The following is a 7,896-nucleotide window of genomic DNA, read 5'->3' on the forward strand; positions in this document are numbered from 1 at the left end:
GTTCGACACGAACCGCCGCTTTTTTCATGCCCGCCGGTGATGGGGCAACCATAGGCCGGTTATGGCCGATGCGGCGATCGGCCTCTTCAAGGGGATCGGGAATCGGGCGCGTGGCGCCGGATGACAGTATAGACCCATCCTGTTCGATGCGCCTCCCCTGTCGCACATCATGTCGCAAGGCGTTCGTTTCCTGCGACAATGACAAGCGACACGAAAACCGCTGATTTTCCGAGGGCGGTCTATCCTGCTTCAAGTTTCAGGAGTTGCGCGACAGCCGTTAGATTCCTAGGTTCCACCAAGAAGTTGACAAATATGGGCAGCTAGCCGCTGAGATGTTTCGTCGAAGCTCGCTTCGTCTGTGCGGAGATGGATGGAACTGAACGGCCTCTGACCATATCCTTGCTCAATCATCTCTGCACTGCGAGCTAGCTCGTCTGCATCAAGCTTCCGCTCTCGCGTTGAGATGGCGCTGATGCTGGCTGTAAGGCCGATGCAGTAACAAGCGATACCCATCCGCTCGAACGTCTTGCTGAAAAACATCCAGTTTGTGCAGCGAAGTGGGTAAGAAACAATCACCGCTGGGTGGGGCCGCAGGGGTTCGCCGCTCGCGGCAACGATCCTATGGCTGGTTTTCAAGATTGAATGCAGCCAGCCTCCTGGCTCCGAATAATCATCGCCGTCAATGAAACCAAAGGCCAAGCCTGATGCAACGGCTCGCCCTAATGCGGTTTTTCCAACTCCAATCGGACCGTCTAGAAGAATTACGGCTCGTTGCATCGTCTGCAAATATCTCCGCTTCCAACGCTATAGCAATGCTGGCTATGCAGCTCTCTTGTCGAAAAACTCCGAAACCTGCAACAGTCCCGGGTCGGAACACCAAGAGGCTTCTGCCTGCCCACGACAGTGCTTCCCGTTACGGTGTATGCCCATGACGATGCCAGAGGGAGCGCGGACCCGCAGCTTGCATCCATTTTCTCGGGCCGCAAGCAAAGACCTCGGCATCGGAAGCGAATCAGGCCACAGCCTCGGCCAGCAACTCGCCTTCAATCACGGTATCGACCTCGGCATCGGCCGGGGTCTCGGACTATAGACCCATCCTATTTGCCGCCGTTCGCCGTCGATAGCCCGACTGCACCTAACCAACTCTTGCACAACGATAAATCGTTGCTCTGTCTGGTCTCTGCAATCGTCAGAAACAGCCAGCAGGAGGCAGCACGATCATGCGCCAACCAGAGCGTATCATTCGCATGAAAACCGTTCAGGCCCGCACCGGCCTGTCCCGGTCCACCATCTACCGCAAGATGACGGAGGGCACGTTCCCGGCCCAACTGAAGATCAGCGCCAACGGCGCAGGCTGGCATGAATCCGAAATCAACCGCTGGGTCGCCAACCCTGCCGGGTGGAGGTCACGAAGCGGGTTCGACTTCGATGACCTCTGACCGTGAGGACGACAACGGCGGACGGAGACCGGCGAACGACAATCGCCCCCCCGATGGACGGGATGCCGGGCGCGAGGCCGATGGGGCCGAACGGCTGGATGCCGTGGTGCTGACCATCGCGCGCCTGATCGGCAGGCGGATGGCTCGCGAGAACTTCGAGAAGGCCATGCGCGCCGCCAACGACAATGATGCGCCACCGGAAGAAGAATGACCCATGACGCCTCGCGCGCGCTCCCGTCAGGATCGGATGCTGTATCTACACTGTTGACACCAATCGCGCGCCGCACTACTGTATCGACACCATAGATACAGGAGGCAGGACCATGCAAGTGAACATCAAGAAATGGGGCAATAGCGCCTCGGTTCGGATTCCGCATTCGGTGATGACCGCCGCCAACCTGCATGTCGATCAGGCGGTGGAGGTGCGCGAGGAAGATGGCCGGGTTGTCATCGAACCCGTCCAGAGCCTTTCCTATGATCTCGACAAGCTGTTGGCCGGGATGACGCCCGACACCTTCCACGACGAGGTGGATTTCGGCGCTCCGGTTGGCAAGGAAGTCTGGTGATGGCCGCATGGGTGCCTGACAGCGGCGACATCGTGTGGGTGAACTTCGATCCGCAGGCCGGGCACGAGCAGGCCGGCCATCGCCCCGCTCTGGTGCTGTCGCCCGCCCGCTACAACGGGCTGCGGGGTATGATGTTGTGCTGCCCGCTGACAACGAAGCTCAAAGGTTATCCTTTCGAGGTCGTCATCAGCCAGAACCCGCCAAGCGCCATTCTGGCCGATCAGATCAAGAACCTTGATTGGCGCGCTCGCAAGGCCAGACGCAAAGGCGAGGTAACTGCCGCCGTGCTGGCCGATGTTCGCGCCAAGCTCAAGGCATTGCTTCAAATCTAGGGAGACCGCCATGCTTCGCATTGCCCTTTACGCCCGCTATTCGTCCGAGAACCAGCGCGACGCCTCCATCGAGGATCAGTTGCGCCAGTGCCGCGAGCATGCGGCGCGCGAGGGCTGGACCGTGGTGGAAACCTATTCCGACCGCGCCATCTCCGGGTCGTCCATGTTTCGGGCCGGTATCCGGTCTTTGCTTGCCGATGCGCAGGTTGGCCGCTTCGATATGGTGCTGTCCGAGGCGCTGGACCGCATCAGCCGCGATCAGGAGGACGTGGCGGCCGTGTTCAAGCGCTTGCGCTTCGCGGGCGTTTCCATCGTCACCTTGTCCGAAGGCGAGATCAACGAGCTTCATGTCGGCCTGAAAGGCACCATGAACGCCCTGTTTATCAAGGACCTTGCCATCAAGACCCACCGCGGCCAGCGCGGGCGCGTGGAGGCTGGCAAGGCCGGTAGCGGCAAGGCTGCTTATGGCTATCGTGTCGTCCACCAGTTCGACGCCAATGGCGAGCCGATCCGGGGCGAGCGTGCGATTGTCGAGGAAGAAGCCGAGATCGTGCGCCGCATCTTCCGCGAATACGCCAGCGGCAGAAGCCCCAAGGAGATCGCATTCCAGTTGAACCGGGAGAGCGTCCACGGTCCCAAGAAACGCCCGTGGATCGACGCAATGATCCGGGGCAATCACGTCGCAGGCACCGGCATCCTCAACAACGAGCTTTATGCGGGCGTGCTGGCATGGAACCGCCAGAGGTTCATCAAGAACCCCGAGACCGGCACCCGCATATCGCGCGTTAACCCGGAAAGCGAATGGATCAGGAGCGAGGTTCCGCATCTTCGGATCGTGGACGATGCACTCTGGCAGGCGGTTCGCGAGCGTCAGCGCAGCATTTCCGCCATGTTCGGCCCCAACCTCGGCACCACCCGCGAGGCGCGGGCCAAAAGGCTGCATCTGACCAACCGGCCCGTTACGCTGCTTTCCGGCCTGCTCACCTGCGGCTGCTGCGGCGGCCGCATCAGCATGGTGATGACCGACCGCTATGCCTGCCGCAATCATCTGCGCAAGGGCATCTGCGACAACGCCCGCACCATCCGGCGCGACGAGATCGAGGCGCGCGTGCTGGCGGGGCTGAAAGAAAAGCTGGTGTCGTCCGAGGCGGTCGCGGAGGCCGTGCGCGCCTATGCCAAGGAAACCAACAGGCTGAACCGTGACAGGCGGGCGCAGGCCGAGGCGGACCAGAAGGCGCTACAGAAGATCGACAAGGCCATTGCCGGGATCATGGCGGCAATCGAGGATGGTCTATATCAGCCGTCCATGAAGGCGCGGATGGCCGAGCTTGAGCGAGATAAGTCAGAGATCATCGCCCGCATGGCGCAGGCTCCCGCCGATGTGCCGGACGTGCATCCCAATATCGCGAGCGTCTATCGCCGGAATGTGGAGCGGTTCACCGAAGCCCTCAACGACCCCGATGGCGGCAGGCAGGCGGCCGAGGCGCTACGCTCGCTTATCGGCGAGATCGTGCTAACCCCCGGCCCGAAGCGCGGCGAGGTCCATGCCGAGCTAAGCGGCGAACTCATGGGCATCCTTGCCTTCGCCACCGACCAGAAGCCAAAGCAGGCCATTCGTTTTATGCCGCCAGTAGCATCTTGTGCGTGATGGAAATGAGCCGCACGTCGTTCTTGGCGAGCTTGCGATAGTAATACTCCATGTCGAAGGCGTCGCGGAAGAAGCGCGAGAAGCTGTGAACCAGAACCACGTCGAACGGTGAAGGCTTCGACGTGCCCGCCTCGATCATGCGCTGGAACTCGGGACGCCGATCATTGGTGGCCGTGTTCCCCGGCTCCACGAAGATTTCGACAAGCTGATAGCCGCGCGCCTTGCAATAAGCCTCGCCCTGCTTGCGCTGGTCGGGGATCGACACGTCATGCTCGGCCTGCCGGGCAGTTGAGACGCGCAGGTAGAGGGCGGCCCGCAGGGCGACGTTTGGGGATTGTGCGTTCATTTGCCGGTTCCTTTCTTGCGAGGCTCGATCAGGGGCAGGACAAGCTCCAGGCGGTCGTGAATCACCTTGGGGACCAACTTCAGGCCCTTGCCCTTCTCCATGCGGACAAGGCCGTAGCCGACCATGGCTTTGAGGGTTCGTGAGAGGTTAGATTTCGCGCGACCGGTGATCTGCGCCAGTTCCTCCAGCGACTCCGGTTCTTGCGCGTGGATGACGCGAAGCAATTCGCAATTGCTCGGCGACAGGAACTTGGCAAAGGACATGGTGGACGCGAACCAGACAGTCGGATCGCTGGGCGCGGGCTTTTCCTCGCCCCTGGCGATCCGCATGGTGCGGGCCTTCATTTCATCGGGTTCGGCGATCCCGACCTTGAGTGTCGTCATGGCGCAGCTCGATCGTCAGTCATGGCTTTTCATTATCGTACTGCGATAACTTTTTCAAGTCTTCCGGCAGATCGAGCGAGCCGAACATCTCGTCGAAAACATCGGCGAACCAGCGTTCGAACACCTGAATCTCGGCCTCGGTGATCGGCACTTCGTCGGGCCAGTCATCAATAACGGGCAGCTTCTCCACGTCGACGACATGAGGTGGACTGCCGCGCGACGGGCTGATGCGCGGAGCGGGATCGTCGTCATAGTCGTAGAGATCATCGGGAAGCGTTCTGGGGGCCGGCTGTCGGGGGCGGCCCGGTTGGGCACGACGGCGCTGGGCGCACATGGAATCCTCCTTGGTTCTGGTAGATTCCGGGGCGCTACAGGCCCCGGAATTAGGCGAACCATGGAGGGCAGTCGGCGGCCTGTAGCGTGCCGCATTTGCGCCTACGCGCTGGCGGCACCCCACGTTTCCGGTCGTCGATGGGCTAATGATAAAGCAGGAAAACTTGGCCCTAAATGCAGGGAAAAGCATGGGAAACACCCGCAAAAGCGGCTATTGTCTATCGTATGCGAGACAACCGATTCATTGCCGAACATCGAGGGGGGCCGCTGTCGCAGGCGCAACATAGATCACTCATGCGCTGGGCATTGACTTGTGTGGAACACGTCTTGCCATTGATGCCCGATGATGTTGACCCACGGCTACAACAGGCACTGGACATAGGCAGAAAATGGGAAGCAGGCGAGGAACCGACGGGCGCGGCGCAAAAGGCTTCGGTCGCTGCTCATGCCGCCGCAAGAAGTTATGAGCATCCGGCATCAATTGCCGTAGCTCGATCAATTGCTCAGGCTGTTGCGACCGCACATTTTGCGGACCACTCTTTGGTGGCCGCTACCTATGCGTTGAAGGCTGTCAAATCAGCAGGCGGGTCAGTCGAGGACGAAACTGCTTGGCAGAATGGCGAACTTGGCGACGACATTAGGCATCTTGTCGCGCAAAGCAGAACGCAGCGAGAAAATTTGCTGTCCTGAAACGTCGCTCAAGCAGCAAAGCAACTATTCAGTTCTCGGCGAACCTACCGTTCGCCGAGCCTTGGCGAAACCGCGATCCGTAGCGATGAAGTGTTGAAGCATCGGCACGATGAGCTTGGCGGGATCGGCGACGGGCTGGCCGCTCTGGCGGGCCAGCACCTCGGCATAGGCGATCAGATCGCGGTTGAGGGTCGCGGGCAGCTCCAGCATGACCTTCACGGGCTTGTCGTCGGGGAGCGGGCCGAGTTTCAGCTTCGCCATGGTCAATTCCTGTAGGGTTCGAGGACTAAATCTCGCGTCACAATGACCCTGACCGGGAAGCCCGGCCGGATGGTCAGCGTCGGCGCGACCTGCAACTGGCGCTGGACGATCTGCTGCCCTGCCTGGTTGATGGTGTCCTGCGCCCCGTCGCGAATAGCGCGGATCAGCCGGTCCTCGTCGTCGGTCGCCAGTTCCGTGCCGATGCCGAGCAGCGTCGACAGGCCGGCGGCCTTCATCAGATCCCACCAGTGATAATCGACGCCATCCTCAAGCCCGGCAAAGCCGGAAGCATCCGCCCCGGCTGGCGCTCCAGCACGATGGAGCGGCCATTGGGCAGGATCAGGCGGTTCCAGACGAGCAGCACGCGACGCTGGCCGAAGGTCACGCCAGCATCGTATTGACCGATGATGCGGGTGCCCTGCGGGATCAGAAGCAGCGAGCCGGTCGGGCTGTCATAGACGTTTTCCGTAACCTGCGCGGTGATCTGGCCGGGCAGATCGGAGCGGATGCCGGTTATCATCGCGGCCGGGATTACCGCCCCGGCCTGAAGGATGTAGGGCGAAGCCGGAGCGGCGATACGATCCGCCGCGAACGTCTGCCGATCCACCGGGCCATTGAGGAAGGCCGTATGCCGGTCCTGCGTGCCGGTTGCGCCGGGCTGCGTGGTGAGGCCGAGGCCGGCCAGGCTGGGGGTTGCGGCGGCTGCGCCGGGCGCGGTCTGGAAAAAGACGCGGCTGACGCGCGCGGCCTCTTCCTCAGCGATGCGACGCTGTTCCGCCGGATCGACGGCGGGCGTCGTCATGACCGGCGGTGCGACGGGCTGGCCTCGGTTCTGCGCATTGACGATGGGGCCACCGAGATCGCCCGGCAAGGCCGGTCCCAGAACGGGTCCGGTATAGTCGCGCGGCAGGCCGGACAGCCCGTCTGCCGTGGGCCGGTTCTCGGTCGAATAGAGTTCTTCGCCGTTCCCGCTCATGTCGCGAGTCTGGAGCGCATAGATGAGCGCTCCGCCGATCCCGAACAGCGCGACGGCTCCGACACCTGCAAGCATCTTGCGGGACAGGCGCGTGACGCGCGGCGGTTCGGCGCGCAGGCGCATCGGGGCGGCGGTATCCGTGGTGGTGTCTTCGGTCATGACGGCGAATCTCCGGTCGCTGCGGGTAGGGTTGTGGCCTGGCGCTCCTCGACGCGGACGATCCTGACGGTCTGCTGGCGGTCGCCGCTGCCGAGGCGCAGCTCGGCCGCGCCGAAGATGCGATCGACGATCAGGATGTTCTGGTGGATGCGGCTGTTGACGATCTGCGGTTCGCCGTCGTTGCCAAGCACGAAGATCGGCGGCATCTCGCCCTGAACGATGCCGCGCGGGAAGACGACATAGACGCGCCGGCCGTCATCGAAGACCGAGATTGGCTTCCATGGCGGGTTGTCGCCGGTCAGGCCGTAGCGGTAATTCCGAGCAGCTTCAGCCGGGATGATCGGGGCGGCTGGAACCGTCTGGCGTTGGCCTGCCGGCGGCGCGGGATAGGCCCATGCCACGGCCGGCATGTAGAGGGCTTCGCGGGCGCGCAGTTCGATCAGGTAGGTGCGCCGGTCGGTGGTCACGATCAGATAATCCTCGACCAGCCGCAATACGCGCTCCAGTTCGGATGCTTTAGCGTCATCTCCGCCACGGATTGCCGCCTGCATCTGATCGACTATGCGCTGTGGGGCTTTGCGTCCGTGGTCGACAATCACTTGAACCGCCAGTTGCAGACGGTTTTCATCCTCCGACATTGATTTCGCCATTCAGTTCACTCTCTAGGCTTTGTCTGCATTTATCGTAGCCAGATCATGGCGCATGCGAGGTGAACGAAGCCCATGAAGGCGGCGATGGTTTTCTCGCAGCGCAGGGCGATACG

General features: G+C 61.9%; 11 protein-coding genes and 2 pseudogenes. 6 read left to right on the top strand and 7 right to left on the bottom strand.

Annotated features, from left to right (window positions below; all coding sequences use genetic code 11):
• Window positions 1–1,220: 1,220 nt before the first annotated feature.
• The 5 genes from RN629_RS17825 (at window position 1,221) to RN629_RS17845 (ending at window position 3,985) form a co-directional block, all read left to right on the top strand.
• On the top strand, window positions 1,221–1,439 hold the full coding sequence (locus RN629_RS17825; RefSeq protein ID WP_407036444.1) for a helix-turn-helix transcriptional regulator: 219 nt from the start codon (window positions 1,221–1,223) through the stop codon (window positions 1,437–1,439).
• Complete coding sequence (locus RN629_RS17830; protein ID WP_407036445.1) at window positions 1,429–1,650, top strand: hypothetical protein; 222 nt, start codon at window positions 1,429–1,431, stop codon at window positions 1,648–1,650. The genes RN629_RS17825 and RN629_RS17830 overlap by 11 nt, the downstream gene beginning before the upstream one ends.
• Before the next feature lie 112 nt (window positions 1,651–1,762).
• Window positions 1,763–2,005, top strand: coding sequence for an AbrB/MazE/SpoVT family DNA-binding domain-containing protein (locus RN629_RS17835; protein ID WP_289896593.1), 243 nt, complete (start codon window positions 1,763–1,765; stop codon window positions 2,003–2,005).
• On the top strand, window positions 2,005–2,337 hold the full coding sequence (mazF, locus tag RN629_RS17840; RefSeq protein ID WP_407036446.1) for an endoribonuclease MazF: 333 nt from the start codon (window positions 2,005–2,007) through the stop codon (window positions 2,335–2,337). The genes RN629_RS17835 and mazF overlap by 1 nt, the downstream gene beginning before the upstream one ends.
• A 10-nt stretch (window positions 2,338–2,347) precedes the next feature.
• Window positions 2,348–3,985, top strand: coding sequence for a recombinase family protein (locus tag RN629_RS17845; protein WP_407036447.1), 1,638 nt, complete (start codon window positions 2,348–2,350; stop codon window positions 3,983–3,985).
• On the opposite strand, the gene RN629_RS17850 is transcribed toward RN629_RS17845, so the two are convergent.
• The 3 genes from RN629_RS17850 to RN629_RS17860 are packed head-to-tail and all read right to left on the bottom strand — an operon-like array spanning window position 3,957 to window position 5,048.
• The gene (locus RN629_RS17850; protein ID WP_407036448.1) at window positions 3,957–4,331 is read right to left on the bottom strand and encodes a recombinase family protein; all 375 of its coding nucleotides are present in this window, start codon (window positions 4,329–4,331) and stop codon (window positions 3,957–3,959) included. The genes RN629_RS17845 and RN629_RS17850 overlap by 29 nt on opposite strands.
• Complete coding sequence (locus tag RN629_RS17855; protein WP_407036449.1) at window positions 4,328–4,714, bottom strand: HVO_A0114 family putative DNA-binding protein; 387 nt, start codon at window positions 4,712–4,714, stop codon at window positions 4,328–4,330. The genes RN629_RS17850 and RN629_RS17855 overlap by 4 nt, the downstream gene beginning before the upstream one ends.
• 19 nt (window positions 4,715–4,733) lie before the next feature.
• On the bottom strand, window positions 4,734–5,048 hold the full coding sequence (locus RN629_RS17860) for a hypothetical protein (protein WP_407036450.1): 315 nt from the start codon (window positions 5,046–5,048) through the stop codon (window positions 4,734–4,736).
• Window positions 5,049–5,221: 173 nt separating this feature from the next.
• Between RN629_RS17860 and RN629_RS17865 the strand changes: the two genes are divergently transcribed.
• Entirely contained in the window at window positions 5,222–5,737 is a 516-nt protein-coding gene (locus RN629_RS17865) for a putative immunity protein (RefSeq protein ID WP_407036451.1), read from the top strand.
• Window positions 5,738–5,761: 24 nt separating this feature from the next.
• On the opposite strand, the gene RN629_RS17870 is transcribed toward RN629_RS17865, so the two are convergent.
• From RN629_RS17870 to RN629_RS17885, 4 genes and pseudogenes are all read right to left on the bottom strand, one after another.
• Complete coding sequence (locus RN629_RS17870) at window positions 5,762–5,998, bottom strand: DUF2274 domain-containing protein (protein ID WP_407036452.1); 237 nt, start codon at window positions 5,996–5,998, stop codon at window positions 5,762–5,764.
• 2 nt (window positions 5,999–6,000) lie between these two features.
• A pseudogene (locus RN629_RS17875) lies at window positions 6,001–7,097 on the bottom strand (TrbI/VirB10 family protein).
• A gap of 32 nt (window positions 7,098–7,129) precedes the next feature.
• Entirely contained in the window at window positions 7,130–7,783 is a 654-nt protein-coding gene (locus RN629_RS17880; RefSeq protein ID WP_455189844.1) for a TrbG/VirB9 family P-type conjugative transfer protein, read from the bottom strand.
• 29 nt (window positions 7,784–7,812) lie between these two features.
• Window positions 7,813–7,896: pseudogene (locus tag RN629_RS17885) on the bottom strand (IS5-like element IS711 family transposase); the annotation flags it as partial.

The sequence above is a fragment of the Facivitalis istanbulensis genome, assembly GCF_040560405.1.
Classification (GTDB): domain Bacteria; phylum Pseudomonadota; class Alphaproteobacteria; order Sphingomonadales; family Sphingomonadaceae; genus Sphingomonas; species Sphingomonas istanbulensis.

Excerpts from the sequence above, each read along its gene's own strand:
- RN629_RS17825 (WP_407036444.1), top strand. The coding sequence starts at position 1,221 with ATGCGCCAACCAGAGCGTATCATTCGCATGAAAACCGTTCAGGCCCGC.
- RN629_RS17855 (WP_407036449.1), bottom strand. The coding sequence starts at position 4,714 with ATGACGACACTCAAGGTCGGGATCGCCGAACCCGATGAAATGAAGGCC.
- RN629_RS17860 (WP_407036450.1), bottom strand. The coding sequence starts at position 5,048 with ATGTGCGCCCAGCGCCGTCGTGCCCAACCGGGCCGCCCCCGACAGCCG.
- RN629_RS17865 (WP_407036451.1), top strand. The coding sequence starts at position 5,222 with ATGCAGGGAAAAGCATGGGAAACACCCGCAAAAGCGGCTATTGTCTAT.
- RN629_RS17830 (WP_407036445.1), top strand. The coding sequence starts at position 1,429 with ATGACCTCTGACCGTGAGGACGACAACGGCGGACGGAGACCGGCGAAC.
- RN629_RS17835 (WP_289896593.1), top strand. The coding sequence starts at position 1,763 with ATGCAAGTGAACATCAAGAAATGGGGCAATAGCGCCTCGGTTCGGATT.
- RN629_RS17880 (WP_455189844.1), bottom strand. The coding sequence starts at position 7,783 with ATGGCGAAATCAATGTCGGAGGATGAAAACCGTCTGCAACTGGCGGTT.
- RN629_RS17870 (WP_407036452.1), bottom strand. The coding sequence starts at position 5,998 with ATGGCGAAGCTGAAACTCGGCCCGCTCCCCGACGACAAGCCCGTGAAG.
- mazF (WP_407036446.1), top strand. The coding sequence starts at position 2,005 with ATGGCCGCATGGGTGCCTGACAGCGGCGACATCGTGTGGGTGAACTTC.
- RN629_RS17845 (WP_407036447.1), top strand. The coding sequence starts at position 2,348 with ATGCTTCGCATTGCCCTTTACGCCCGCTATTCGTCCGAGAACCAGCGC.
- RN629_RS17850 (WP_407036448.1), bottom strand. The coding sequence starts at position 4,331 with ATGAACGCACAATCCCCAAACGTCGCCCTGCGGGCCGCCCTCTACCTG.